We start from the raw sequence: 25587 nt of genomic DNA, 5'->3' as shown, positions 1-25587 counted from the left end.
GGCGGCTCAGCTATTGAAGAACTCGCCCAGTATGCGTCGCACGTCCTGGCGGCCGCGCCACAGGATGGAGCCACGCGGCAGAACTTCGAAGCGCGCGCTGGGGAACGCCGCCGCATATTTCTGTGCGACTTCAACAGGGTGGCTGTTGTCGTCCTCGTGGGTCAGCACAAGAACTTCGCCCGTGAAACCTGCCGCACCCTGCGGGTTCTCAACTGCCGTTTGGCGCGCCAAGCCGATGCCGTCTTTGAGGTCAGTTGTCATGATGGCCCGGGCTCGCCCGCGAGCGAACTGCTGGGCTTCCGGCATCTGCCGAACCTCGGGCGCTTCGCGTTCCACAAGAGCCCGAACGAGGCCGTCTTCATCACCGGATTCGACATAGCCGCGCAGCATCGTCGTGTACGCCTCAAAGTTCTCCATGAGGTGTTCGGGCGGCGGGGTCCACGAGGCCGGGAGGACAAAAGCGACCTTTTTCAGACTGCGTGCAGCCGGATGCCCGTCAGTGATGAGCCTGGCGAGAGCCCCAGCGCTCATGGAAACCCCGAGTGCGTGATCAGCGTCAGTGCGCTCAAGAACACCCGCGAGCGCGTGTGCCAGCATCGGATAGTCCCACCCGGGTCCCGGCGATGGGTTGCCTCCGTGGCCGGGCATGTGGGGAAAGACTTTTGTACCGCGAATACCGGTTCCGAAGGGCCTGGTGTCGCGAATGCTGCCGCCGAAGCCGTGCGCGAAGACGGTCGTGGGCTCACCCGAGCCGATGATGGCCGTGTAGTGCTCTTCCGCGCCGGGCAGAATCGCGCGCGTCATCGCCGGTCACGTCGGGGCTGAACGGCGCGCAGCTTCTTGGCCATGTCGCCCAGATAGATGCCGGCGGCCACGATGCTGGCAATGCCCAGCAGGCCAAGACCACCCGTGCCGCCGGTGATCGGCAGGTTGACGAACGCCAAGGCCGCGGCCACACCCAGGATGATGCACCACAGCGCCTTAGAGTGGCGGTCAATGGCTTTGTAGGCCTCGTCAGAGAATCGCAGCGAGTCGATGAACGCGATCGTCGTCAAAGCGAAGACGCCCACCTGGATGAGCATCATGATTCCCATTTGGATATTCCCGAGCACCTGCATGCCGCCATTCTAGCCGGGCGCAAGACCATGGACCGCAGCATCCAAATAAAACGCTAAACGAAGCATTGACGTGACTCAAGCCATACATTTACTATTCTGGTTTAAGGAACTTCAAAGGAGAAGGCATGAACAAAAACTTTCTGAACAGATCCAGAGATCTGCCTAACGGAGTCGGGGCTAAAAAGAAGACTCGTGTGCAGTTCAGCACCAACCTCACAACCCGAGTGAATGTCCAAGTCTCAGGAAAGTGGAAGAGCAACTGAAACACGCAATAGTCAGCGTTTTTCCCCAGCGAGTATTTCCAGCGCTCGCTGGGGAAAAGCCTCTCTCAGCAGCCAATGTCAAGCGATTTGCGCCGACCGCTGCGGTCGGCATTCTCATCGCCTTCACTCCTGTGCTCTATGGTTCACTAGCGGCACCGTCGAACGTCATCGCCGATCCGGCTGATCTTTTCATTTTTTCGATCGGCAACGTTCTGCCGCTGCTGTTCGTCTTCTACGCAGCGCTTCTCTATGTGCCCGTCGTGCTCCAGGAGACTCAAGCCGCTGGATGGATGCCGATCATCGCTCGCCGGGGACGGAGTTCCTATGTTGGAACCCACGTTGTTCGCTCAGCTGCGATAGGAGCACTTGCGTTTGGCTCAGCTATCGGGTTGGCCGCAATGTGGGCCTTTGCCATTGCACCCGCATTCGACCAGGTCGCCTTCATACCAGAACAACGGGTTCTTCCAGTGGCAGAAGACATGACATTCAGCCAGTTTGCGCACACAGGAACCTGGAAATTCGTCGTCTTCATGATTTTCTGGACTGCTTTCCACGGCATGCTCTATACGGTTCTCTTCACAGCACTGGCAATGCACCTGCGCAATCCATTCCTGGCGCTGCTCCTGGGCCCCGCAGTTGTTTTTCTTGTCGGCACCGCTCTGGCAATCGCACAGCTGGAGATGTTCATGCCTGACAACGCTGTGCTGCCGACCGGGCTGGAACAGGGACCACTCCACGAGCCGGTCATAACAACCTGCGTCGTACTGCTCACGGTCCTCGGCACGGTCGGCTTTACGCTGTGGTCTCCTCGCTTACCCCGGGCGCTGCAATGAAATCGGCGCACGCTCGGCGCCCCCAGAGCACAGCTGCGCCGATTCGCTTTTCTCAAGTACTGCCCGGTCCCGAAGTTCTGCGAAAAGCCAGTCTCATCTTTTTAGCGAGCGCTGGGGTCTATTTTGTCTTCGGTCTTGTTTTTCCTCCTATCCCTACAGATGCGCGGGTTTCTTTTTGGGAGTCGGTTGTTGCGGGTTCGCATGACCCGTACCCCCTGCTGTATGCAGTGTGGCCAGTTTTGATCATCGCCAGCGCGACTGGCCAGCAGAGCTCCATGTCTCCCTTGCGAATTCTCCGGCGGGGCACAGTGAGGGCGGCCGTTGCCTCGGAGGCGGTCACCGGTGCATTCGCAGGGCTCGCTGCAGGTGCGGGAGCTGCGGTCGGCTCTGCAATCACTGCGACAGGAAACGGTCTAAGCCTGTCATGGAGCAGCTTCGCCACAATCCCCGGTGACGCCGCTGGGTCACAGGTGCTCAGCGCATTCGCACTCGCAGAAACTCCAGTCCTCAGCGCACTCCTCGTTCCGCTATTCGCATGGGCTGGAACCTTGGCGGCTGCTGCCGCAGGGCTCGCAGTGGCGTACCGTGTCTCAGTTTTTGCACACAGGATTTCAGCCGCCTTGTTGATCCTTCTGCCACCCGTCCTATTCCGGGCAGAGTTCCTTCCGCTAACGGTGAATCCGATCTCTTTTCTTTTGCCGATACATCCGAGCGCAAACGGCCTGAGCGTTTGGATACACCCCTGCATCGCCTTCAGCATCGCGACATTAGCTGTCATACAGGCCGGAGCTGGAATCCACACCGCCCTTCGAGTCCTTCGAACACCTCGAAGCGTGTGGTTTCTTACAGCACTCGCTCTAGCCTGGATGCTGTTGCTGCTCGCATCCCCAGAAGACACAGCGGCGGATGCGCTGTTCTACGGAACGTCGCCTGCCGGACTGTCCTTCGTCCACTGGGCTTATGGCGTGATCGTCTGGCTGGGACTGGCGATGGTCTCGCTTGTCCGCTGGTCCGGGTGGGTCCTTCCCCGATTCTCTCTTGTAGCCCTTCGGCACGGAACAGCGTCACGCGTACTGATCCGCGAACTGGTGACCGACACGGCGCGCACACTCGTTTCAGCTTCGGCCTTTGTGCTTCTCTGCGCAGCCAGCGGCATGATCTACGGCCTCACCCCGGCTGTCTGGACTGACTGGCTCGCAGTCGTACTCGGCGGGACTGCCAGCTCCATGGCAACGATCATGTTGGCCCTGGCCGCAGTATGGGCGACTTCGCGAATCGGTTCTGCCGCGCTCGTCCTAGTTGCGGCAGGAGCATCCACTTTGCCCGCGGCGAACCCGCTATGGCCTGCACCTTCCGCAACTGGTTTTCTAGGTGCTTGGGAATCCTCCTGGACCGCGGGCGCCTCAGCAATCAGCTTCTGCAGCAGTGCTGCCCTGCTGATTCTGATCTCCAAATTCAGACCTCTGCCAGAAGCAGACAGACACTGACCTGCTCTCCCTCACCCGACTACATCGAACGGTGGAAACCATGAATCAGCCGCTTGTGCATATCGACAACGTATCCAAGTCCTTCAAAGGCACAGAAATCTTTCGATCAGCGTCAATGGAGATCGAGGAAAACCGAATCCACGGTCTTCAAGGCCCTAACGGCTCAGGGAAATCAGTCCTATTCAAAATGATCGTCGGACTGCAGCGGCCCGATTCCGGAAGCATCCGATTGGACCAAAGCCTCAGAAGTCCCCGCGCTGATTTCCCGACCGAAGTCGGGGTCGTGATCGACCGTCCGGCCTATCTTGGCCACCTCACAGGCTTAGAGAATCTACTCGATCTGGCCCGCATTCGTCGGGTCATCGGCCCAGATGAGGCAGCCGCGGCAATGGAAAGAGTCGGCCTCGACCCAAGCCTCAAACAAAAAGCTCGCAACTACTCTCTCGGCATGAAGCAGAAACTGTCTATTGCCCAAGCCTTTATGGAAGGTCAGAAGATGATCATCCTCGACGAAGCATTCAACGGGCTCGATGACAGCAGCGTTGAGCGGATTCGCACGCTCCTGCACGAGCTTCGGGAAGAAGGTCGCACTGTGCTTCTGACCAGCCACAATCAAGCAGACATCGACGCTGTGTGCCAAAACGTGTGGAAAATTGATCAGCTGCAGATTTGCCGCACCAGGTGACCGGCACCTCGTCAGCCTTGTGGTTCCACGAGGTGCCGGAAGCTTCCCGGGCTGCTCCCCCGGGCACTTGGCTCACCAGGAGCCCCGGCACTCACGTGCCGGTCAGTTCTCTCCAAGTTCCGGCAGGCCCGGCAGGATGTCATCAGCTGCGGCTTCGGTCAGACCGGCAGCGCACATGAGGTCGTGTGCCAGCGGGCGCAGCATGAGGATGATCGTTTCGTCTAGACGGTCTTCAACAAAAGGGGCCTTGACGTCCAGGCGTGCCGCCACCGATGACAGGTACTCTTCGGCCGGCACGCGGGACGTACCGCGGCGCAGCGCAATGCCGAGCATCGAGCTGCCCTCGGCGAGCGCATCGATGAGACCCGAGATCTCCGACCTGGCCTCGCCCGTCTGGGTCAGCGTGACCGATCGGCGCGCCACAATCCGCACCATGCGCATGGAGCGGTCCGCGTATTCGGCGGCGCGGGCAAGTCGGTTGACCTCGGCTGCGTAGCGGCGTGACCGCGCGTTGATGCGAGTGGCTTCCTTCGACACGTTGACCGAACTGTGCCACTGGTCGACAAAGCTCTGGGTGTCACGCGCCCGTTCCAGCGCGCGCTGCGCCGCTCCTGTGTCCGCCGTTCGGATGCTGCGCGAAATGGCCTGCAGAATCTCAGAGATCTCGTCGAGCAGGGACGCCGCTCGGTCTCGCGGGGCCTTGCGCGCGTCGTGCGGCACGATGAGGCTCATGAGGATTGCGACAGACGCGCCGACAGCAGCGTCGACGGTTCGATCAAAGGGGTAGGCGTTCAGCGCCGGCGGAACCGTGACCACGTAGATGGACTGCACACCGATCTGCGTGATGAACAGCGGGCCGGAATTGATGAGCGCGCCCACGAGGATGCCGCAGAACATGACCAGAGCCATCTGCCAGATGCCCGTGCCGAACAGCGACAGCACCACCTCGCCGGCCAGCACACCGAAAATCGCTCCGATGCCGAACTCTGTGGCCCGCCGCAGACGACGGTCTGTGACAACACCCGTTCCCACGGTTGCGGCGACGGCCGCCAAGAACGGGTACTGGTGGCCAAGCACCAGCAGACAGAACGAATACGCCACAACAGCGCCGATGACCACCTGCAGATACTGGCTGAAGTTCGCCTTGATGCGGCGCAGACCCAGCCGAGCGCGCAGCCCCACGTACGAACCCAGGCGCCTGGCCCGCGACGGCTGCTTGACTGTACTCACTGACGCACCTCCTCCTGAAGTCTATATATCCACCTTCAGCGAAATATGAAAAGCTGTTCGGCGGAGGACCAATGACATCAAATCTCACTCGCAAAGAAGCACAAGAACGAGCACGTCTGCTCACCCTCGACACGTACCGCGTCAGCCTCGACGTGTCCGGTGCGCCCAACCGTGACATCCCCACCTACGACTCCGTGACCACCGTGACGTTCACCGCGGCGGAAGACGCCACGACGTTCATCGACATCATCGCCGATTCGGTGTACGCCGTCAGCATCAACGGGCAGGACCTCGATCCGGCCTCGGCCTTCGACGGCTTCCGCGTGACCTTCCCCGTCACGGCCGGACACAACGAACTGACCATCGGAGCGAAAGCGCTGTACTCGCGCTCCGGTGAGGGCATGCACCGATTCTTCGACCCGGCAGACGACAAGGTCTACCTGTACACGCAGTACGAACCGACCGACGCCCGCCGAGTGTTCGCAAACTTCGACCAGCCGGACCTCAAGGCCGTATTCGAATTCGACGTGACCGCACCGTCCGACTTCACGGTGCTGTCCGGCGGAGCCAGCCTGCAGTCCGAAGAGGTCGCCAAGGACATCACGCGGCACAGCTTCGCCCCCACCCTGCGCCAGTCGAGCTACATCACGTGCGTGTGCGCCGGCCACTACGTCGAACTCACCGACACCTACACCCGCGCCGGTGCCGGTGAAAACGGCACAGACCTCACCATCCCACTGGGCCTGTACGCCCGGGCCAGCCTCGCCGACCACATGGACCCCGAATCCATCTTCACGGTCACGAAGCAGGGCCTGGACTTCTTCATGGACTTCTTCGACTACCCCTACCCGTGGGGCAAGTACGACCAGATCTTCGTACCCGAATACAACCTCGGCGCCATGGAGAACCCCGGCCTGGTGACCTTCACCGACGACTACCTGTTCCGGGACGCCGTCACTCGCCGCCAGCTGGAAGGCCGCGCCAACGTCATCCTGCACGAAATGGCACACATGTGGTTCGGGGACCTAGCAACCATGACCTGGTGGGACGATCTGTGGCTCAAAGAGTCCTTCGCCGACTACATGGGCGGACTCGCCCTGGCCGAAGCCACCGAATTCGACGACGGCTGGGTGTCCTTCGCACTGTCGCGCAAAGACTGGGCGTACCGCCAAGACCAATACCCCACAGCCCACCCGATCGTGGCCGACATTCCCGACGTCGAAGCAGCGAAACTCAACTTCGACGGCATCACCTACGCCAAGGGCGCATCAGTGCTCAAACAGCTGGTCGCCTACGTGGGCATTGACGCCTTCCGCGAAGGCTCCCGCCAGTACTTCCGCGACCACGCCTACGGCAGCACCACGCTGGAGGACTTCCTGTCCGCACTCGATGCGGCAGCACCGGACCGGGACGTACGAGGCTGGGCTCAGGCTTGGCTGCAGACCACCGGCATGAGCGAAATCGGCATCGACCTGGACGTCGACGCAGACGGCACCATCACCGCCGCCAAGGCCTACCAGCGCAACTGCGACGGGTCCGACGCACTGCGCCCGCACACCATGCGGGTGGGCATCTTCACCAAAAACGGTGCGGCCCTTGACCTCACGGACATGTTCACGCTGGACTTCGACACGGCAACGGCCGATGTCCCCCAGCTGATCAGCAAGCCCGCCCCCGACCTCCTGCTGGTCAACCACGGCGACGACGACTTCGTCAAAATCCGCCTGGACGAACGCTCGACCGCTACGGCGCTGCGCCACGTCAGCCGCCTTGCAGACCCCATGGACCGGGCGCTGGTCTGGTCGGCACTCACCAACGCCGCCCGCGACGGGCTGCTGCCCGTGACAGACCTCATTGAGGCCCACGCACGTTCCCTCGGCCGTGAAGACCACGCCGGCATCGCCGGCGGGATGCGCCAGACAGTGCTCGGCGCACTCGACCGATGGACGGCCGACGCCGAACACCCAGAGGCGCTGCGGTCACTGCTCGGCTCAGCCCTCGACGCCCTGGCGACGGCCCCATCTGGTTCCGACGTGCAGCTCGACCTGGCCGAACTGACACTGCTGCTGGTACAGCGCTCGACGGTGCTCACGCAACCGCACCCCGTAGACGCCGCCGGACGGGAAATGGCATCGGCAGTGCTCGACGCAGAGCTCGGCAGCACACTGACCGACGGGGCAGACAACCTGAAAATCGACCACTCACTGCGCTGGCTGGCACTCACCGCGCTCGTCACACAGGGCTGGGCCGACCACGAAGACATCGACGCGGAAGCAGCACTCGACAACACCGGTGCGGGAGCGCTGCGAGCACGCACAGCACGGGCGGCCATGCCTCTGGCACTGGCCAAACAGCGTGCATTCACCGCAGCCGTCGACGACCACACACTGTCCAACGACGCGCTGAGTGCCACCATCCAGGGCTTCACAGCACCGAGCGCCCTGCCGCTGTGCGAACCGTACGTGGAACAGTACTTTGAACGACTCGAATCGTTCTGGACTGACCACTCAATCGAAATCGCACGCCGTCTGGTGCTGGGCCTCTACCCCACGTGGGGCAAGGACCTGCAGCGCGTGCTCGACCTGACGAACACGTGGTTGGACGAACACCCGCAAGCACCGGCAGCACAGCGACGCCTGCTGGTGGAACTTGCCGACAACCAGGCCCGCGCCATCCGCCTGCGGCACGCAGGCGAAGGCGCAGATCAGGGCGGCGGCACCTCGGGAGCCTAAGAGCCCCGGGAAGCTAGAGGATCAGAAGAGCTCTTCGGCCAGAAGCTCGAGAGTCCGCTCTCGGGCGACCGAAGTGCCCAGGTCCTCGTCCGGGTAACCGCCAGCTACCGCCTGCATCATCACTTCGTCGACGCCGCCCTCGGCTGCCAGTTCGCGCAGCTGACGAGCGGCGTCCTTCGGTGTGCCGATGATGTAGGTCTGCGCGAGTTTGTCCGCCACGGCGCGGTGGCCTGCGGACATGACCTCGTCGGTTTCCCGCCCGACCGTCGGCATGGAGCGCATGGGAGCACCCACCCGCAGGTTCGCCATCTGGTACAGGAACGGCTGCGCGAGGTTCCAGGCCTCTTCCTCGGTTTCAGCAACAACGACGTTCGCCGTCATGAAGCTGCGCGGCTGGCTTCCGAACTGGCTTGCTTCGAACTGGTCACGGTACGTCTGCATGGCCTGCTGTGCACCCCGGCCGGCAAAGTGATTGGCGAACACGTAGGGCAGCCCCAGGGCTGCTGCCAGCTGGCTTGAGTAATTGCTCGAACCCAGAAGCCACACCTGGGCTGCCGGATTGACCTCAAGCTTCGGGGTAGCGCGCAGAGTGTGCTTGCGATCGCCGAACAGCTCCACGTCCAGGCCCTCCGGGCTCAGCAGGCGCAGAATGTCCATGACGTGCTGCGGGAAGTACTCCACCGGGTCAACCGGCTGGCCTTCACGATTGACCACCTGGCCATCCCCCAGGTGACCCCACATGGCCATGCGCGTAAACGGGTCGGTGCCCGGTGCACGCCCAATGCCCAGATCAATCCGGTCACCGTAGACGGCAGCCAGCAGGGAGAACTGCTCGGCAACGGAATACGGAGCGTGGTTGGGCAGCATGACACCGCCGGAGCCCAAGCGGATCTGCTTGGTGTTCTGGCCTAAGTGCATGAGCTCGACAGCCGGGTGGCTCGATGCAATGGCCGGCATGTTGTGGTGCTCAGCCACCCAGTAGCGGGTGTAGCCCAGCGCATCGGCCTTTTCCACAAACGACTTCGAGGCCCGCAGGGCATCACTGGTGGTCTGCTCGCCGCGTACCGGCACAAGGTCAAGAATCGAAAGCTTCAACGGTGATTCAGTCATAATCCCGGAACACCCCTGAGCCGCGAGTAATTCCCTCAGGTCGCCGAGGCGGGGCTGGGATACCGAGGCGGGGCTGGGGTGGGCTGCCGAGGCGGGGCTGGGGGTCTGCTGCCCTCTTGCCATGTGAGATTTCACTGGGCTGAAAGCGAATCGGCGCGTAGATTACCCGCTATGGCACCCGGGAACACGAACACACCCAAAGATGACAGCGGCCGCGGGAGCGGCACCTCGTCAGCAGCACACACAGGCAGAGCAGCCGGCGACCAGCAGACCCGCAGCGCACGACTGGCCGTGACGGCGTTCCCGGTACTGGTGGTGCTCGGCGGGCTGCTGGGAGTCGCCGCATCCGACACGCTCGTGGCGATGAGCCCCGCGATCCCGTGGGCACTGGGCGTGGTCATGTTCCTCATGGGGCTGACGCTCACGATGCCGGACTTCGCCCGCATCGCCAAGCGCCCCTGGGCAGTGCTGATCGGTGTTGCTCTGCAGTTCACCATCATGCCGCTGGCCGGACTGGCAATCGTCCGCCTGCTGGGCCTGGAGCCCATGCTGGCCGTCGGCGTCATCCTCGTAGGCTGTGCGCCCGGCGGCACAGCATCGAACGTTGTCACCTACCTGTCGCGCGGCGATGTTGCGCTGTCGGTGACCGTGACGACGGTGTCAACGCTGCTGGCTCCCCTGCTCACGCCGGTCCTCACACTGTGGCTTGCCGGTTCCTACCTCGAGGTGTCGGCCGGGGCGATGATGCTCTCGATCGTCAAAACCGTGTTCGTGCCGGTCGTTTTGGGTGTCGTCGTGCGGCTGTTTGCGGCACGTGCCGTGGAGGCCGTCGCACCGGCCCTGCCGTGGCTGTCGACCATCACGATCACGCTGATCGTCGCGGTGGTCGTTGCCGGTTCCAAGAGCAGCCTGGCATCCGCCGGGCTCATTGTTCTGCTGGCCGTCATCCTGCACAACGCCATCGGCCTGGCGCTGGGCTATGGAGCCGCCAGGCTCACGGGCCTGTCCCCCGCCCAGCGCCGCGCACTGTCCATTGAGGTGGGCATGCAGAACTCCGGGCTGGCAGCGTCCCTTGCCGCAGCCTATTTTTCACCTCTCGCAGCACTGCCGGCCGCTGTTTTCAGCGTGTGGCACAACGTGTCCGGAGCAATCATCGCCGCGCTGTTTGCCAGGGCTAAAGCCGACTAGAACAGCAGAAACGCTTCCGGCCGCTGCGTGATTGCAGCGGCCGGAAGCGTTTCTGCGGCTTAGCCGCGCGGTGAGGGCAAGCCCCACCGCGCGGTTCAGATCATTTGCCGAGTGCCTTGGCGAAAGCCTCTTCCATGACGTCGAATGCGTCGTCGAGGAGTTCGTCGGAGATGGTCAGCGGCGGCAGGAAGCGCAGCACGTTGCCGAACGTACCGGTGGACAGAACGAGAACGCCCTGTTCAGCGCAGTACTTGACGACATCACCGGCGAGCGTGGGGTGCGGTTCAGTGGTGCCTTCGACAACGAGTTCGACAGCCTGCATAGCACCGCGGCCGCGGATGTCGCCGACTTCGGCGAAACGCGACTGCAGCTTGGTGCAGCGGTCAACCATCTTTTCGCCGATCTCGAGAGCACGCTGGGCGAGACCGTCCTGTTCGTAGGCTTCGATGGCGCCGAGAGCACCGGCAACGGCAACCGGGTTGCCGGAGTAGGTGCCGCCCAGGCCACCGCCGTGCACCGCGTCCATGATGTCGGCGCGACCGGTGACTGCCGACAGCGGCAGACCGCCGGCGATGCCCTTAGCGGTGGTGACGAGGTCAGGTGTGATGCCCTCCCATTCGGAAGCGAACATCTTGCCGGTGCGAGCAAATCCGGCCTGGACTTCGTCAACGACGAAGACGATTCCGTTCTTCTGCGCGTACTCCTGCAGAGCCGGCAGGAAGCCTTCAGCGGGGACGATGAATCCGCCCTCACCCTGGATGGGCTCGATGACGATCGCAGCGACTTCTTCAGCGCCGATCTGCTTGTCGATCATGGTGGTGACGCGCTTAGCGGCCTCTTCACCGGACAGCTTGGTGCCGTATGCGGCGTTGTCGCGGAACGGGTAGGACATGGGTGCGCGGTAGACCTCGCCGGCGAACGGGCCGAAGCCCTTCTTGTACGGCATGGCCTTCGCGGTCATGGCCATCGTGAGGTTGGTGCGGCCGTGGTAGGCGTGGTCGAACACGACAACCGCGTTGCGCTTGGTGTAGCTGCGGGCGATCTTGACGGCGTTTTCGACCGCTTCGGCACCCGAGTTCAGAAGCAGGGTGCGCTTTTCGTGGTCGCCGGGGGTCAGGCGGTTGAGTGCTTCGGCAACTTCAACGTACGCCTCGTACGGGTTGACCATGAAGCACGTGTGGGTGAACGCTTCCAGTGCCTCCTTGGCACGGTTCACCACGCGCGGGTTCGAGTTGCCGACGTTCGTGACGGCGATGCCTGCACCCAGGTCGATGATCTGGTTCCCGTCGATGTCCTTGAGGATGCCCCCACCGCCGGCGACGATGTAGGCCGGCAGCGAACTGCCGACACCGGCACACACTGCGGCCTTGCGGCGCTGCTCGAGTTCACGGGACTTCGGTCCGGGGATTTCAGTTACAAGTTTGCGTTCCTGCGGCAGGCTCTGCCCGCCCTGCTCCAACGTAGTCATGAGGTCAGTGTAGAACTCTCTGACGCGTTCGTGCAGACCGGCTCACCTGCCAAACCGACGAAGATCAACTTCGCGATTGATCTGCGGCAGGCCGACGCGGTTTTCGCGTTTGAAGGCAACGATTTCTTCGACCGTGGTCGGCAGCTTTTCGTCTTCGTCTCCGGCAACCAGCAGCTGTGCGTCAGGGCTGGTTCCGCGGCGGATCAGAGCAAGCGCCACGGGCCCGTACTCGTAGTGGATCGCGGTCGAGGTCAGGTGCCCGATCACCCTTTCGGCACCTCGGACTTCGGCATAGACTTCCGCGCCCGGGCGCGGAATGGTGTGAGTCGAACCGTCGACGTGCAGGAACACCAGGCGGCGCGGCACCTGACCCAGGTTGTGCACACGGGCTACGGCTTCCTGACCGCGGTAGCAGCCCTTGGCCAGATGTACTGCGGTGCGCAGCACGTCGAGTTCGCCCACGAGCGTTTTCGAGTCAACGTCCTGCGGGGACGGCCGCCAGTTCTCGATCCTCAGGGCCTCCCAGGCGTCGCGGCCGGCAACGCCGCCGGGCTGCCAGTCGCGCAGCTGCTCCCGCGGGCACAGCTGGATGCGCAGGTCGTTCGTGTGGCCCGGGTGTTTCGGTGAAGCCTGTTCCTGGCCCAAGTCGAGGGCAGCATACGAGGCGGAGCCGGCTCCGATTGCAGGCCACGGGTCGTTCCACTCGGCTTGGACGGGAAGCCCTTCCGGTGCGGGGCCGACCGTGCCGACGCTCTGGAACTCAGGCGTGCGGTCAGTGATTTCTGCGCGCATCATGAAGCGCATCGAATTCAGCCATTCGACAGCTTCTTCACCGCCCGTTTCGAAGATCAGCCACAGGCTGTCCTCTTCCGCGATGATCCGCACCCAGTGTTCGATGTGCCCGGTGGCCGACAGGATCAGCGTTTCAGTGCTCGTGCCCGCCGGCAGGTTCTCCAGTGACTGCGTTGTCAGGGAGTGAAGCCAGCGCAGACGGTCTTCGCCGGTGAGCGTGTACACGCGGAAGCTCGAAAGGTCAGCGACAGCACGGCCTGCAGCGAGGTCACGCTGTTCTTTCAGCGGCATGCCGAAGTGCTGGACTTCGTCTGCGCGTTCGTCGATGCCGTAGACGGCTGCAGAGCGGGGGTAGCGAAGCGAATTCACGAATCTCCTGACTGTTCGACGGGGAATACTGCGTTGAGGCTTCTCAGTCCAGAACGGCTGTGTGCCTACAGTGCTGCTAGGACGCAAGCCGGGTTGTGGGCTTCAAAGTGTCGTACGTCTCGTTCAGCACATCCTGGGACTTGTACAGCTGTGAGCGCACTGACCTCCACGCACCGGTCTCATCCACATTGTTGAGAGTGTCTCGGGCGCCTTTGAGCTTCTTCATAGCCTCCGGAGTGTCGGCCGCTGCCGTTCCAAGGTCCTTCAGCGCACTGATGCGCTCGGCCAGCGACTGGTCGTCTTCGCCCTTGAAGGCCGAAGTCGACTGGGCGAGTTTGACCACGGTCGGTGCAGCTTCATCGACGACGATGATGAACTGGTCGAGGATCGTGGCAACGATGCTCACGTTCGTGTCGAGGTCAGTGGACTTGCGCAGAACCGGCATGGGGAACTTGTCGATTTCCTTACGCGCCGCGTGCAGTTCGTCCGAGGCCTTCTTCCGTGAAGCTTCGGCATTCTGCGGGTCGTCGCGGAGATCATCAGCGAACTGCCTGGCCGCTTCAACCGCGCTGTCCGCATGGGCGCGGATGTTCTGATACCGCACCGTAGCCGTCCCCACGACCGCCACGAGGAACCCCGCAATGACTGCGAGCACAACGAAGATTGACACGAAGATCGCCAGATTGCGCCGTCTGCGGCGTCTGCGCTCTTCGAGTGTCGGCCCGTCGTACCAATCCAGAGGGTATTCGGCGGTGTGGTCGACCGTCATGGAAACCTTGTCAGGCGACCTTCTTCAGCCGCGCTGAAGCGTGGCTGCCCAGCGGGTTGCCGAGCGCGGCCATGTCCCATGCCCACAGAAGATCACCTTCGACCAGCCCGTACATGCGGGTGGAGGACTTGTATTCCTTCGAGGTGGTGGTGCGGGCAACGAGGTCAGTGGCCAAGTCAATACGCGGGCCCTTGACGCGACCGGTGTAGAGCTCCATGATGCCGTGCGGCTGCACGATCGAGACTTCGAGTTCGAAAGCGTCGTCGTCTCCGCGCAGCTTTTCGACGGAGTCAGCCGTCGTGAACGGGGTGTCCGCGGTGGGCACCATGAGTCCCGGACCGGCATCGTGGGCCTCGCGCTTGCGCACCAGCTGCCAGATGCCGGTTTCCATGGTCAGCGTCTTGTCGATCTTGCCGTCGTCGTCAAGCGTGTACGCCTGCGCCGTGTAGTGCAGGAACGGGGCTCCGACAGGGGCGACGAAGTCGATGCGCTGGCCGAACTGGGTGTCGGGAGCGTCAGCGTAGCCGACAACGCCGACACCCTCCCAGGACCCGATGACCCATGCCAGCGGCACAAGCTCAGGAGCGAGGTCCGTAGGGATTTCGGTGACCATCAGCGGCGGCTCTTGAAGAGGTTGGTGATGACCTTGGCCGCAACACCGATGGTGCCGAGGCCGGCGAGGGCAACAAGAACGGTGAAGAAGGTTTCGAGAACCACGAAGTTATCCATGCCTTCAGTGTACCCAGGGCGCGATTGGAAAGAAGACGCGCCCGGCACATCGTCAGTCGACCTGACCACCCGGTCACAGATCAGGTCAGATCATGGGAAAGATCAGCGGCAGCTGATCGAAGATGTAGACAACCACACCGCCGAGCGCAATAGGTGTTCCGCCCAGGGTGAGGTTGACGCCGACTTCGCGGACTTTGCTGCGGTTGGGACTGCGCCTGGGACTGCGCGCATGGAAGCGGCCGACGGCAATCGGGGCGAGCGCGCGGTCAACAGCGGCGACGAGACCGCCGAGCAGCACGCCCATGATGCTCGCTGAAACGAGAGTCTGGGTCGGATACCACCAAGCGGAGTAGGCGATGAGCGCGCCGACGAGCCCCGCGATGATCGCCAACGGCGACGTGTAGCGGGCCGGGAACGGCAGGATGGATGCGCATTGAGCCAAGAAAATGGCGGACAGGCCGATGATGATCGCCGACTCATCGCCCGGCAGGCGGAAACTCGCGGCCCACGAACACGCCGCGAGCGTCACGACGACACCCGCCACCTGCGCCGACACATTGGCCACGGCGTTTGAGGCCTCAATGCCGCGTGCCAGGTTCTGCACGAACGCCCACAGCAGGGCCAAGCCCGTCAGCAGCGGCAGCCACTCCAGGTGCGGCGGATAGATGCTCATCCACGTGCTGCCCATGCCGGCCAGGCCGAACACGAACAGCATGATCGACGTCAGCCAGCGCTGTGGGGAGTCAGTCAGACGCGGCCAGCCGAAGGCGAGAACGCCGACGAGAGCAGCTGTTGCCAGGGCCACGGGTATGACGGCAACGGCCTCGCCGGCGAGCGGGTAGCTTCCCAAGAGGGAGGTTGCCCCCAAAGCGAGCGCTCCGACCAAGGCCACGAGGGCGCGAAACCATCTGTACACGGCCCTATCGTCTCAGAGCCGGATGAGTCTGCCTAATGGCGGGGAAAGCGCGGCGCGTCGATATACTGTGGCCGCGAAGCCGGAAACCCGATCGCCGCGAAAGGTGGCAGCAGCTGTGTCCTGGGATATTCACTCTCCCGCCCGCGTTGACGGAAGCGTCCGCAGCCTTCTTGCAGAAGCGCAGCGCGCAGACGGCGTTCCCCCACTGTCAGACGGTGTGCTCGATGCGGCGGATGCCGCCGACACGATCACTGTCGCTCTGGTCGATGGCTCGACCGTCGTCGGCTTCGGAATTGCCACGGGGCTGGGCTCCCGAGGTGCCGTCGAGTTCACAATCCACCCCGACTTCAGAGGTCAGGGACTGGGCAAGAAGCTGTGGACCGAACTGCTGGAGCGCCTGCGGGCTGAGGGAAGTCAGCACACCACGTGGCCATGGTCGCACGGAAACCACCCGGCCGCCGCGGCTCTTGCCGCCGAATACGGCTACACGCCGCAGCGCACTCTTCTGCAGCTGCAGACCCCGCGCGTGGAAAAACTCGAACTGCCGCCGCTGGATCTGCCGGCTGGCGTTTCGCTGCGCACTTTTGAAACCGCGGACGAAGAGCGTTGGCTGGAAATCAACAACGCCGCCTTCTCCTGGCACCCGGAACAGGGCAACCAGACCATTGAGGACATTCGCGGTCGCACCCGCAGCGCTGATTTCGATCCGCGCGACGTCATCATCGCCGAACAGGACGGCCGGGTCATCGGCTTCCACGACACCAAAATGCACCCCGAACACGTTTCCGGTCTGCTGGTGGGCGAGGTCTACGTCATCGCTGTAGATCCCAGCGTGCACGCAAAGGGCATCGGCAATGCACTCATGGTTGCCGGCATGCGCGACATGATCGACCGCCGCGGAGCGCAGATGCTCGAGCTCTACGTAGAAGACGACAACGACAAGGCCCTCGGCCTGTACGACCGTCTGGGGTTTGCACACCGCATTGAACACATCAGCTACGCCCCGCCGCAGGCTGAGGACACCGCTGAAACAACGCAGGGAGAACGCTGATGTACGACGTCGCCGCCAGCGGGAAGAAACACGACCTTCCCGAACCACAGGACCGCTACCTCGACCGCGAACTGTCGTGGCTGGCGTTCAACGAGCGCGTGCTCACCATGGCGGACGACCCCGAAACCCCGCTGTTGGAGCGGGTGAACTTCCTGTCGATCTTCGCGTCGAACCTCGATGAATTCTTCATGGTCCGCGTGGCCGGCCTCAAACGCCGCATCGCCACGGGACTGGCCGTACCTTCTGTCACGGGTGCCCAGCCGCGAGCGGTCATGCGGTCAATCAACAAGCATTCGCGTGCACTGGCCAAACGCCACACGCGGCTTTTCCTCGACGACATCAAGCCCAAACTCGCAGACCAGGGCATCCACTTCGTGTCGATGGACGAACTCACCGCGCGCGAACACAAGCGGATCGACCGCTTCTACCGCGAGCGGGTCTTTCCCGTTCTCACTCCCCTGGCAGTCGACCCCGCGCACCCCTTCCCCTATATTTCGGGGCTTTCGCTCAACCTCGGCATCCTGCTGCGCAACCCCGCGACAGGATCGGAGAGCTTTGCCCGCCTCAAAGTGCCCGGCCTGCTGCCCCGGTTCATCAACGTGTCAGAGTCCCCCGATGGAAACCGGGTGGTGTCACCAGAACACCCCGCCCGCTTCGTCGCGATCGAAGACCTCATCGCCACAAAGCTCGACACCCTTTTCGAAGGCATGGAGATTGTCGGCTATTCGCTCTTCCGCGTCACCCGCAACGAAGACATGGAAGTCGAAGAAGACGAAGCCGAAAACCTGCTCAAGGCGCTGGAAAAAGAACTCAGCCGCCGCCGCTTCGGCCCGCCCGTCCGTTTGGAAGTCACCCACGACATCCACCCCCGCGTGCGCGCGCTGCTGCAGGAAGAACTCGACCTGGCAGACACCGAAATCATCGAACTGGACGGTCCGCTCGACCTCACGGGACTGTCGGTCATCGCGGACATTCCCCGTGACGACCTGCACTTCCCCCGGGCCGTTCCGCGCATGAACCGTGACCTCGCACCCACCGAAACCGCCGACCAGGTCGACGTCTTCGAAGCGACAGCGGAACGCGAAATCCTCCTGCACCACCCCTACGATTCCTTTTCGACATCAGTGCAGGCCTTCATCGAACAGGCGGCGGCCGACCCGCACGTGCTGGCCATCAAGCAGACCCTGTACCGCACCTCGGGAGACTCCCCGATCGTCGACGCGCTCATCGAAGCCGCCCACGACGGCAAACAGGTGCTCGCGGTCGTCGAAATCAAAGCCCGCTTCGACGAAGAGGCCAACATTTCGTGGGCGCGCAAACTCGAACGGGCCGGCGTGCACGTGGTCTACGGACTCGTGGGCCTAAAAACCCACGCCAAGCTCTGTCTTGTCGTGCGGCAGGAAAGCGACGGCCTGGTCCGCTACTCACACGTGGGCACCGGCAACTACCATCCCAAAACGGCCCGTGGCTACGAAGACTTCGGCCTGCTGTCCCGCGATCCCGTGCTGGGCGAAGACATTTCGAAGCTCTTCAACAAGCTCTCCGGCTATTCGCCCCGCTCGGACTACCAGCGGCTCGTGGTCGCACCACAGTCAGTGCGCACCAGCCTGCTGCACCTGATCAACCGCGAAACCGAAAACGCTCGCGCCGGCAAACCCGCTCGCGTGCGCATCAAGGTCAACTCCATCGTCGACGAAGCGATCATCGACGCGCTCTACCTGGCCAGCCGCGCAGGCGTGCAGTGCCAGATGTTCGTGCGCGGCATCTGCGCGATCCGACCCGGGATCAAGGGGCTGAGCGAAAACATCGAAGTCCGCTCCGTGCTGGGCCGCTACCTCGAACACTCACGCGTGTTCTCCTTCCTCAACGACGGGAACACCGAAATGTGGATCGGCTCAGCCGACCTCATGCACCGCAACCTCGACCGTCGCGTCGAAGCTCTCGTCGAACTCAAATCAGCCGAACACATAGCCAAGATCGACGCCCTGTTCGACCGCGCGTTCGACCCGGCGACCGAATCCTTCGTCCTGGGTCCCGCGGGAGTGTGGCGGCACATCGACCGCTCACCCGACGGCGAGAAACTCGCCAACTATCAGGAACTGACCATCGCCGACTACCGCCGTCGCCCAGGAGAGCGCCCGTGAGCCCCACCCCTGTCGCCAACGCCGGCGAATCCGCCAAGATCAAAGCCGACGTCTTTGCCGCCGGCGCAGTTCTGTGGCGCGACTTCACCGGCCAGCTGGAAGTCCTGCTCATCCACCGACCCAAGCACAAAGACTGGTCGTTCCCCAAGGGCAAAGTCGACAAAGGCGAAACACTTCCGGAAGCCGCCGTGCGCGAAGTCCGGGAAGAGACCGGCTACATCATCCACCTGGGCCTGCCGTTGCCGGACGCCCGCTACACGGTGGGAAAAAAGCTCACCAAGCACGTCAAGTACTGGTCTGCTGAAATCACCACGACCCAAAAGCCCGCGGCCGACAACCCCAAAGAAGTCGATGAGGGGCGGTGGCTGCCCATCGATCAGGCCATCAAAAAGGTCTCCCGCCACTCAGACCGCGAACAGCTGGAGAAGCTCAAACTCGCCTACTCAACAGGTTCGCTGCGGGCGTGGCAGTTCATCATCGTCCGCCACGCCAAGGCCTTCCCACGCTCCAAATGGCACGAAACAGAAGCGCTGCGGCCCCTGCTGGCCATTGGTACGCGCCAGTCGATGGCGCTGACCGGCCTTTTGGGGTCCTGGAACATTCCCAAGCTGCTGTCCAGCCCGTGGAAACGCTGCACCGCAACGCTCAAACCGTTCTCGGCAGGCCGCGGACTGAAGATCTCCACCAACCGCTGGCTGTCAGAGAAGGCGAACACCCAAAACCCCAATAAGACCGTCAAGGTGCTGAAGAAGGTTATGGCGCGCGGCCAGACGACCGCCATCTGCTCGCACAGGCCGGTGCTGCCGACATTCCTGGAAGTCGTCTCCGAATACTGTGTGCCCGGCCTGGCGGAAAAGCTGCCGCAGAAAGACCCGTACCTCAGCCCCGGCGAGATCCTTGTGGCCTATGTGCGGCCGGGCTCAATTCCGAAGATCGTGGACTTCGAGCGGTTCCGCCCGATCGACTCCTGAAAACAACTGCCCGACCGACCGGTCCGAACCGATCAAACGGCAGGAACAGATCGGCACAATAGTCGCTTGAAGGCCCTTTTGTGGCGGGGAACACCGCGCCCTGGCAGAGGTTCACCTTCAGTTAACCTTAAAAGTTCCTGGGCGTTACACGCGCGGCCTAGCTTTTGAAGAGCACTGAGGGAAAACCTACCCCGTGACCTCGAAAGAAAGGCACTCTTGTGAAGCTTACGCGCCTCGCACCTGCCGCAGCCGCATTCGCCGCAGCTGCAATCACCCTGTCCGCATGCGGCGGAGGATCCGCCACCGGAGAATCCGGCGGAGGCAACGAAGGCGGAGACCAGGTCTCCGGCGAACTCGTCGGCATCGGAGCGTCCTCGCAGAAGGCCGCCATCCAGTCCTGGACCACCGACTTCACCGGCCAGAACTCCGACGTGACCGTCAACTACTCGCCCGACGGCTCCGGCGCTGGCCGCAAGCAGTTCCTGGCCGGCAAGGCAGACTTCGCCGGTTCGGACGCATTCATGGACGACGACGAACTCGAGCAGGCCAACAAGGTCTGCGGCGACGGCGGAGCTTTCGAATTCCCCGTCTACATTTCGCCGATCGCAATTGCCTACAACCTCGAAGGCGTTGACGAACTCAACCTCGACGCTGCCACCGCCGCACAGATCTTCGCAGGCAAGATCACCAAGTGGAACGACAAGGCAATCGCCGACCTGAACCCGGACGCTGACCTGCCTGACACCAAGATCACGGCTGTCCACCGCTCCGACGAATCGGGCACCACCAAGAACTTCACCGACTACCTCAACAAGGCAGCCGGCGAAGACTGGAAGGACGAAGCAGCCGAAGAATTCCCGTCGGAATACGGCGGTGAAGCTGCACAGGGCACCGACGGTGTTGTTTCGCTCGTTTCTGAAACCGACGGCGCAATCGGCTACGCAGACGCTTCCGCAGTTGCCGACGACCTCGGCACCGCCAAGATCAAGGTCGGCGAAGACTTCGTGGAGTACACCCCCGAAGCAGCCGCCAAGGTCGTTGACGCTTCGCCCGTCGCGGAAGGCCGCGGCGAAGGTGACATCGCTGTTGAACTGAAGCGCGACACCGAAGAAGCAGGCGCTTACCCGATCGTCCTCGTGTCCTACCACATCGTGTGCTCGTCCTACGACAGCCAGGAAAAGGTCGACCTGGTCAAGGCTTGGGAAAACTTCGTCGTGAGCGAAGAGGGCCAGGAATCGGCTGCTGAAAGCGCAGGCTCGGCTCCGATCTCCTCTGAAATGCGCGACAAGATCACCTCTGTCCTCGACAAGATCGAAGTCAAGCAGTGATCTTACGCCGGTCTGAAACATACTCAGACTGAGCATTAGGGCTGTGCGGCTGTTCGGGACGGACTCCGAACAGCCGCACAGCCCGTTGAAATACCTACCCACACCACAGGAGCTCTTTTGTCTACAGCAACAGACACACAAGCCTCTGCTCCGGACACGAAGAAGTCCCGCACGGTAATCCGTCCCGGTGACCGCATCTTCTCGGCAGCTGCACTCAGCGCAGGCATTTTCATTCTTGCCATCCTCGCCGGCGTTGCATTCTTCCTGCTTCTTCAGTCCACGGACACCATCAAAGCGTCGTTTGACGACCCCTCGCAGATCAGCGGCGGACGCGGTTTCCTGCCCTACGTGTTCCCGCTCATCATCGGCACACTGATCTCGGCCGTGATCTCGCTGATCATTGCGACCCCCTTCGCCATCGGCATTGCGCTGTTCACCACGCACATGGCCCCGCGCAAGCTCGCACCGGTTCTCGGCTACACGATCGACCTTCTGGCTGCCATCCCCTCGGTCGTCTACGGCCTGTGGGGCCTGGCACTGTCGAGCAACCTCGTCGGTCTCTACGCCTGGCTGGCCAAGTACCTCGGCTGGATCCCGATTTTCGCACCCGACGACGACGGAGCCATTTCACAGACGGGCCGCACCCTGCTCACCGCGAGCTTCGTCCTGTCCATCATGATTCTGCCGATCATCACGTCGCTCGTCCGCGAAGTCTTCCTCCAGACCCCCCGTCTGCAGGAAGAAGCCGCGCTGGCTCTTGGCGCAACTCGCTGGGAAATGATCCGCATGGCTGTTCTGCCCTTCGGCACGTCCGGCATTGTGTCCGCCGTTATGCTCGGCCTGGGCCGCGCTCTCGGTGAGACGATGGCCGTCGCCATGGTTCTGTCCTCGGGCGGCCTGATCGTGTCGCTTCTCCTGTCGGGCAACCAGACGATCGCAGCGGAAATCGCCCACAACTTCCCAGAAGCCGCAGGTCTGCGCCTCTCTGAACTCATCTCGATCGGCCTCGTCCTGTTCGCGATCACGCTGGTGGTCAACATGACAGCACGCTGGATCGTTGCTCGCACGACCGTGAAGGGGAAGTGATGAACACCCAGACAAACACTGTTGACAAGAACCGCAGCTCATCGCATCTGGTCACAAAGCGACTGCCCAAGTTCGCACCCCTGTTCGTCGCTGCGGGCTCCATCATCCTGGCGATCGTCTTGACGTTCGTCATCGCACACGGTTTCAACGTTCCGCTTGCCGCGTTCCTCGCCGGCGTCATCAACCTCGCCATCATCGTCGGGTGGTCGTGGACGGTCGAAGGCCGCCGCAAGGCAGTCGACCGTGTGGCCACAACACTCGTGGCTTCGGCATTCGCGCTGGCGCTCATTCCGCTCATCTCACTTCTGTGGATGTCGCTTGAGAAGGGCGGCCCCGTCCTCGTCGAGAACTCCACCCTCCTGTCTCGCTCCATGGAAGGCATGAAGGGCATCTACGACAAGGAGTTCGCCGCCGGCCGGGGTCAACTGTTGGGCGGCTTCTACCACGCCATCGTCGGTACGCTGCTCATCACTCTGTTCGCTGCACTGATCTCGATTCCGGTCGGCATCATGTGCGCCGTCTACCTGGTGGAATACTCCGGCGGCAAGAAGGCCGGCGCGCTCGGCCGTTCAATCACCTTCTTTGTCGACGTCATGACGGGCATCCCGTCGATCGTTGCCGGTCTGTTCGCCTTCTCCCTGTTCTCAACTGTCATCGGACTCGTCGCACCCGAAAGCCTCACGGCCGCGAAATCGGGTATCTCAGCGGCCGTGGCACTGTCTGTGCTCATGATCCCGGTGGTCGTGCGCAACACGGAAGAAATCCTCCGCCTGGTCCCCCACGACCTGCGCGAAGCTTCCTACGCGCTCGGCGTTCCCAAGTGGAAGACGATCATCAAGATCGTCCTGCCCACCGCGATCTCGGGCATCCTGTCCGGTGTCACCATCGCAATTGCCCGCGTCATCGGTGAAACCGCACCGATCATGGTGACAGCCGGCTTCGCGGCAAGCGTCAACTGGAACGTATTCTCCGGCTGGATGTCCACCCTGCCGACATACATCTACGACTCCGTGACCCGACCGACCGCACCGGGCAGCGCAGCAATCGCCTCGGTTGACCGCGCATGGGCCGCAGCGCTCGTGCTCATCATCATCGTGATGGTGCTCAACCTCGGTGCGCGCATCATGGCAAAGGTCCTTGCCCCCAAGGCCGGCCGCTGACCCACCCAGCACAACAGACAAGAATTCAGCCGACTTCCACCTCGTGAATTCAGTCGGCACCCCGGATCCCGGGGAAACGGCATAAGCCGCAACAGATTTTTGGAGGAAACGTGTCCAAGCAGATCGACATCGAAGATCTCAACATCTTCTACGGCGACTTCCGCGCTGTCGAAAGCGTGTCCATGACCATCGAACCGAAGTCCGTAACCGCATTCATCGGCCCATCGGGCTGTGGCAAGTCCACCGTGCTGCGCACGCTCAACCGCATGCACGAAGTGATCCCCGGCGCCAGCGTCCAGGGATCCGTCAAGATGGACGGCAAAGACATCTACGGCCCCGGCGTCGACCCCGTCAACGTGCGCCGCGAAGTCGGCATGGTGTTCCAGAAGGCCAACCCCTTCCCCACCATGTCGATCAAGGAAAACGTGCTCGCCGGTGTTCGCCTGAACAACAACAAGCTGTCCAAGTCTGAAGCCGACGATCTCGCCGAGCGCGCGCTGCGCGGCTCGAACCTGTGGGAAGAGGTCAAGGACCGTCTGGACAAGCCCGGTTCGGGTCTTTCCGGTGGTCAGCAGCAGCGTCTGTGCATTGCACGCGCAATCGCTGTCGAACCGGAAGTCATCCTCATGGACGAACCGTGCTCAGCTCTCGACCCGATTTCGACGCTGGCCATCGAGGACCTCATCAACACCCTCAAGGACCGCTTCACCGTCGTCATCGTCACGCACAACATGCAGCAGGCCGCCCGTGTGTCCGACAAGACCGCGTTCTTCAACATCGCGGGAACCGGCAAGCCGGGCAAGCTCATCGAGTTCAACGAAACCTCGAACATCTTCTCGAACCCGGATAAGGAAGAGACGCAGAACTACATCTCCGGCCGCTTCGGATGATCTGCGACTGAAACCGCCTGCCTGCACGGTTTGTTGACGGTGCAGGCAGGCCGCTCCCTGCAGGCCCACTGGGTCTGAACCACACAGTCTGAGGCGTTCACCGAGGAGTTTCTGGGTAGGTTCTCCCTTTGGACGGCTCATCCCCCGCGGGGGTGGAAGGAACTAGTCCTCCTTCCACCCCCGCATTCTTATTGTCTGGTATCCGAAACGAGCAGGACTCGTCCGGCGCGCCGTACGAGGCGGGAGGCATCCGATGATTTGAGCCGCGGCATGGCAAAGGATAAACTGGTCAGGCGCTGTGTGCGCGGGCCTCTAGCTCAGTTGGTAGAGCAACGGACTTTTAATCCGTGGGTCGTGGGTTCGATCCCCACGGGGCCCACCAGAAGGTCGTTGTTCAAACCGGCGACATTACCGGTTTGAGACCTCGATTCAGCGGCCCGCCCCTCGTGGCGGGCCGCTATCGTCTGCACACCAGGGTCGAAGAACGCGTTGAACGGTTCCCCCGGTTCACCGATAACGGTGCCCTCCTCACTGAGGTAGAGCTTGTCGAAGAACGCCTGGTTGGCGATGCGCCGCAGCGAGTCATCGATGCTCATGTATAGCTTGTAGCAGTCTCTGCCCAGTGCGAGGCAGTCGTCCAGGTGGGCACTTGCCAGTTCGTACTCCATGTCACCGGCTTCGATCTGTGCTTCGAGGAACGCGAGCCGTCTGCCGATGCGATCCTGCTCTGACTTGAGGAGATCAAGCGGCACCGCCCCCGCGTAGTGGGCTTGCAGAAGTTTGGAACGCTCTGCCTGGAGGTCGTCGTGTTCGAGCACGTGTGCGTTGCGTTCTTGCTTGACGGTGGCGTGGAGTTGAGAGAATTGCGCGGTGATGAGGCTACGCAATCCCTGGATGGTGTGCTCAGGGATTTGGATGCGCCGGTAGTAGTCTTCGACCGCGGCTTCAACATCAGGCACATACATTGCTTTGCGTTCACAGTTGGTGCGTTTGGCGTGACGACCGGCACAGATGAAGTACGGGTAGATGACGCCACGGCGGCTCTTGGCGTTGGTGACCATGAGTCGGGAGCCGCACTCACCGCAGAACACGGTGCCTTTGAGATAGTGATCGTGGGTTTGGGTTTTCTCGCCTGATACTTGTGGGGTTACCCGCAAATCGTGGACACGTAGTGGAGCTACCTAGTGGTTAGGCAGCTATTTCTTTTCTACTAGTGATTAGACCAATTTGGTTCTCAAAGTCGACGGGGCTGACCATACCGAGTGCGG

At 62.4% G+C, this 25587-nt stretch carries 21 protein-coding genes, 1 tRNA gene and 1 pseudogene; 13 read left to right on the top strand and 10 right to left on the bottom strand.

Annotated features, from left to right (window positions below; translation table 11 throughout):
• Window positions 1-6 precede the first annotated feature (6 nt).
• Both Bravens_RS02615 and Bravens_RS02610 read right to left on the bottom strand, forming a co-directional pair.
• Entirely contained in the window at window positions 7-804 is a 798-nt protein-coding gene (locus Bravens_RS02615) for an alpha/beta fold hydrolase (protein WP_062020061.1), read from the bottom strand.
• Complete coding sequence (locus Bravens_RS02610) at window positions 801-1118, bottom strand: DUF2516 family protein (RefSeq protein ID WP_062020059.1); 318 nt, start codon at window positions 1116-1118, stop codon at window positions 801-803. The genes Bravens_RS02615 and Bravens_RS02610 overlap by 4 nt, the downstream gene beginning before the upstream one ends.
• Window positions 1119-1365: 247 nt before the next feature.
• On the opposite strand from Bravens_RS02610, the gene Bravens_RS02605 reads away from it, so the two are divergent.
• The 3 genes from Bravens_RS02605 to Bravens_RS02595 all read left to right on the top strand — a co-directional run bounded on the left by Bravens_RS02605 (window position 1366) and on the right by Bravens_RS02595 (window position 4386).
• On the top strand, window positions 1366-2214 hold the full coding sequence (locus Bravens_RS02605) for a hypothetical protein (RefSeq protein ID WP_062020057.1): 849 nt from the start codon (window positions 1366-1368) through the stop codon (window positions 2212-2214).
• 866 nt (window positions 2215-3080) lie between these two features.
• Window positions 3081-3701 carry a hypothetical protein gene (locus tag Bravens_RS02600; RefSeq protein WP_062020054.1) on the top strand — a complete coding sequence of 207 codons (621 nt, stop codon included), beginning with the start codon at window positions 3081-3083 and terminating at the stop codon, window positions 3699-3701.
• Between the two features lie 40 nt (window positions 3702-3741).
• Window positions 3742-4386: an ABC transporter ATP-binding protein gene (locus tag Bravens_RS02595; RefSeq protein WP_062020052.1), complete on the top strand. Its 645-nt coding sequence runs from the start codon at window positions 3742-3744 to the stop codon at window positions 4384-4386.
• 102 nt (window positions 4387-4488) lie between these two features.
• On the opposite strand, the gene Bravens_RS02590 is transcribed toward Bravens_RS02595, so the two are convergent.
• Window positions 4489-5616: an FUSC family protein gene (locus Bravens_RS02590; protein WP_244878100.1), complete on the bottom strand. Its 1128-nt coding sequence runs from the start codon at window positions 5614-5616 to the stop codon at window positions 4489-4491.
• A gap of 71 nt (window positions 5617-5687) precedes the next feature.
• On the opposite strand from Bravens_RS02590, the gene pepN reads away from it, so the two are divergent.
• Window positions 5688-8348 carry an aminopeptidase N gene (gene pepN / locus Bravens_RS02585; RefSeq protein ID WP_062020050.1) on the top strand — a complete coding sequence of 887 codons (2661 nt, stop codon included), beginning with the start codon at window positions 5688-5690 and terminating at the stop codon, window positions 8346-8348.
• 21 nt (window positions 8349-8369) lie between these two features.
• Here pepN and Bravens_RS02580 read toward each other — a convergent pair whose 3' ends face one another.
• Window positions 8370-9458, bottom strand: a complete 1089-nt coding sequence (locus Bravens_RS02580) for an LLM class flavin-dependent oxidoreductase (protein WP_062020048.1) — start codon at window positions 9456-9458, stop codon at window positions 8370-8372.
• Window positions 9459-9629: 171 nt separating this feature from the next.
• On the opposite strand from Bravens_RS02580, the gene Bravens_RS02575 reads away from it, so the two are divergent.
• Window positions 9630-10646, top strand: a complete 1017-nt coding sequence (locus Bravens_RS02575) for a bile acid:sodium symporter family protein (protein WP_062020046.1) — start codon at window positions 9630-9632, stop codon at window positions 10644-10646.
• Between the two features lie 100 nt (window positions 10647-10746).
• Here the strand turns inward: Bravens_RS02575 and gabT are convergent, their stop codons facing one another.
• The 5 genes from gabT to Bravens_RS02550 form a co-directional block, all read right to left on the bottom strand.
• Window positions 10747-12114, bottom strand: a complete 1368-nt coding sequence (gabT, locus tag Bravens_RS02570) for a 4-aminobutyrate--2-oxoglutarate transaminase (RefSeq protein ID WP_062020044.1) — start codon at window positions 12112-12114, stop codon at window positions 10747-10749.
• A 42-nt stretch (window positions 12115-12156) separates the two neighbouring features.
• Window positions 12157-13275, bottom strand: a complete 1119-nt coding sequence (gene ygfZ, locus Bravens_RS02565) for a CAF17-like 4Fe-4S cluster assembly/insertion protein YgfZ (RefSeq protein WP_062020042.1) — start codon at window positions 13273-13275, stop codon at window positions 12157-12159.
• 76 nt (window positions 13276-13351) lie between these two features.
• The gene (locus tag Bravens_RS02560; RefSeq protein ID WP_062020040.1) at window positions 13352-14044 is read right to left on the bottom strand and encodes a hypothetical protein; all 693 of its coding nucleotides are present in this window, start codon (window positions 14042-14044) and stop codon (window positions 13352-13354) included.
• Window positions 14045-14054: 10 nt separating this feature from the next.
• Entirely contained in the window at window positions 14055-14657 is a 603-nt protein-coding gene (locus tag Bravens_RS02555) for a heme-binding beta-barrel domain-containing protein (RefSeq protein WP_062020037.1), read from the bottom strand.
• A 201-nt stretch (window positions 14658-14858) separates the two neighbouring features.
• Window positions 14859-15689 carry an ammonia permease gene (locus tag Bravens_RS02550; RefSeq protein ID WP_239233580.1) on the bottom strand — a complete coding sequence of 277 codons (831 nt, stop codon included), beginning with the start codon at window positions 15687-15689 and terminating at the stop codon, window positions 14859-14861.
• A 115-nt stretch (window positions 15690-15804) separates the two neighbouring features.
• On the opposite strand from Bravens_RS02550, the gene mshD reads away from it, so the two are divergent.
• The 8 genes from mshD to Bravens_RS02510 all read left to right on the top strand — a co-directional run bounded on the left by mshD (window position 15805) and on the right by Bravens_RS02510 (window position 24701).
• Window positions 15805-16740, top strand: coding sequence for a mycothiol synthase (gene mshD, locus Bravens_RS02545; protein ID WP_167346386.1), 936 nt, complete (start codon window positions 15805-15807; stop codon window positions 16738-16740).
• Window positions 16740-18884: an RNA degradosome polyphosphate kinase gene (locus Bravens_RS02540; protein ID WP_062020031.1), complete on the top strand. Its 2145-nt coding sequence runs from the start codon at window positions 16740-16742 to the stop codon at window positions 18882-18884. The genes mshD and Bravens_RS02540 overlap by 1 nt, the downstream gene beginning before the upstream one ends.
• Entirely contained in the window at window positions 18881-19855 is a 975-nt protein-coding gene (locus Bravens_RS02535) for an NUDIX hydrolase (RefSeq protein WP_062020029.1), read from the top strand. Before Bravens_RS02540 ends, Bravens_RS02535 begins: the two co-directional genes overlap by 4 nt.
• A gap of 218 nt (window positions 19856-20073) precedes the next feature.
• A complete protein-coding gene (gene pstS, locus Bravens_RS02530; protein WP_062020027.1) occupies window positions 20074-21183 on the top strand; it encodes a phosphate ABC transporter substrate-binding protein PstS in 1110 nt (369 codons plus the stop codon).
• A 117-nt stretch (window positions 21184-21300) separates the two neighbouring features.
• A complete protein-coding gene (pstC, locus tag Bravens_RS02525) occupies window positions 21301-22269 on the top strand; it encodes a phosphate ABC transporter permease subunit PstC (RefSeq protein ID WP_019175814.1) in 969 nt (322 codons plus the stop codon).
• The gene (pstA, locus tag Bravens_RS02520) at window positions 22269-23429 is read left to right on the top strand and encodes a phosphate ABC transporter permease PstA (protein WP_062020026.1); all 1161 of its coding nucleotides are present in this window, start codon (window positions 22269-22271) and stop codon (window positions 23427-23429) included. Before pstC ends, pstA begins: the two co-directional genes overlap by 1 nt.
• 110 nt (window positions 23430-23539) lie before the next feature.
• Window positions 23540-24319 carry a phosphate ABC transporter ATP-binding protein PstB gene (pstB, locus tag Bravens_RS02515; protein ID WP_062020024.1) on the top strand — a complete coding sequence of 260 codons (780 nt, stop codon included), beginning with the start codon at window positions 23540-23542 and terminating at the stop codon, window positions 24317-24319.
• Window positions 24320-24625: 306 nt separating this feature from the next.
• Window positions 24626-24701, top strand: a tRNA-Lys gene (locus tag Bravens_RS02510).
• Between the two features lie 598 nt (window positions 24702-25299).
• On the opposite strand, the pseudogene Bravens_RS10890 reads toward Bravens_RS02510, so the two are convergent.
• Window positions 25300-25380 (bottom strand): annotated as a pseudogene (locus Bravens_RS10890) (hypothetical protein); the annotation flags it as partial.
• Window positions 25381-25587 lie beyond the last annotated feature (207 nt).

It is taken from the genome of Brevibacterium ravenspurgense (assembly GCF_001584615.1).
GTDB classification, from domain to species: Bacteria; Actinomycetota; Actinomycetes; order Actinomycetales; family Brevibacteriaceae; genus Brevibacterium; species Brevibacterium ravenspurgense.
Note: the sequence above shows the minus strand (reverse complement) of the source record. Positions and strands in the feature narration are given on the sequence as shown.

What these genes read in the sequence shown, in the direction of transcription:
- Bravens_RS02615 (WP_062020061.1), bottom strand. Translation starts at nt 804, where the DNA reads ATGACGCGCGCGATTCTGCCCGGCGCGGAAGAGCACTACACGGCCATC.
- Bravens_RS02610 (WP_062020059.1), bottom strand. Translation starts at nt 1,118, where the DNA reads ATGCAGGTGCTCGGGAATATCCAAATGGGAATCATGATGCTCATCCAG.
- Bravens_RS02600 (WP_062020054.1), top strand. Translation starts at nt 3,081, where the DNA reads ATGCTGTTGCTGCTCGCATCCCCAGAAGACACAGCGGCGGATGCGCTG.
- Bravens_RS02595 (WP_062020052.1), top strand. Translation starts at nt 3,742, where the DNA reads ATGAATCAGCCGCTTGTGCATATCGACAACGTATCCAAGTCCTTCAAA.
- pepN (WP_062020050.1), top strand. Translation starts at nt 5,688, where the DNA reads ATGACATCAAATCTCACTCGCAAAGAAGCACAAGAACGAGCACGTCTG.
- Bravens_RS02580 (WP_062020048.1), bottom strand. Translation starts at nt 9,458, where the DNA reads ATGACTGAATCACCGTTGAAGCTTTCGATTCTTGACCTTGTGCCGGTA.
- Bravens_RS02575 (WP_062020046.1), top strand. Translation starts at nt 9,630, where the DNA reads ATGGCACCCGGGAACACGAACACACCCAAAGATGACAGCGGCCGCGGG.
- gabT (WP_062020044.1), bottom strand. Translation starts at nt 12,114, where the DNA reads ATGACTACGTTGGAGCAGGGCGGGCAGAGCCTGCCGCAGGAACGCAAA.
- Bravens_RS02560 (WP_062020040.1), bottom strand. Translation starts at nt 14,044, where the DNA reads ATGACGGTCGACCACACCGCCGAATACCCTCTGGATTGGTACGACGGG.
- Bravens_RS02555 (WP_062020037.1), bottom strand. Translation starts at nt 14,657, where the DNA reads ATGGTCACCGAAATCCCTACGGACCTCGCTCCTGAGCTTGTGCCGCTG.
- Bravens_RS02540 (WP_062020031.1), top strand. Translation starts at nt 16,740, where the DNA reads ATGTACGACGTCGCCGCCAGCGGGAAGAAACACGACCTTCCCGAACCA.
- pstA (WP_062020026.1), top strand. Translation starts at nt 22,269, where the DNA reads ATGAACACCCAGACAAACACTGTTGACAAGAACCGCAGCTCATCGCAT.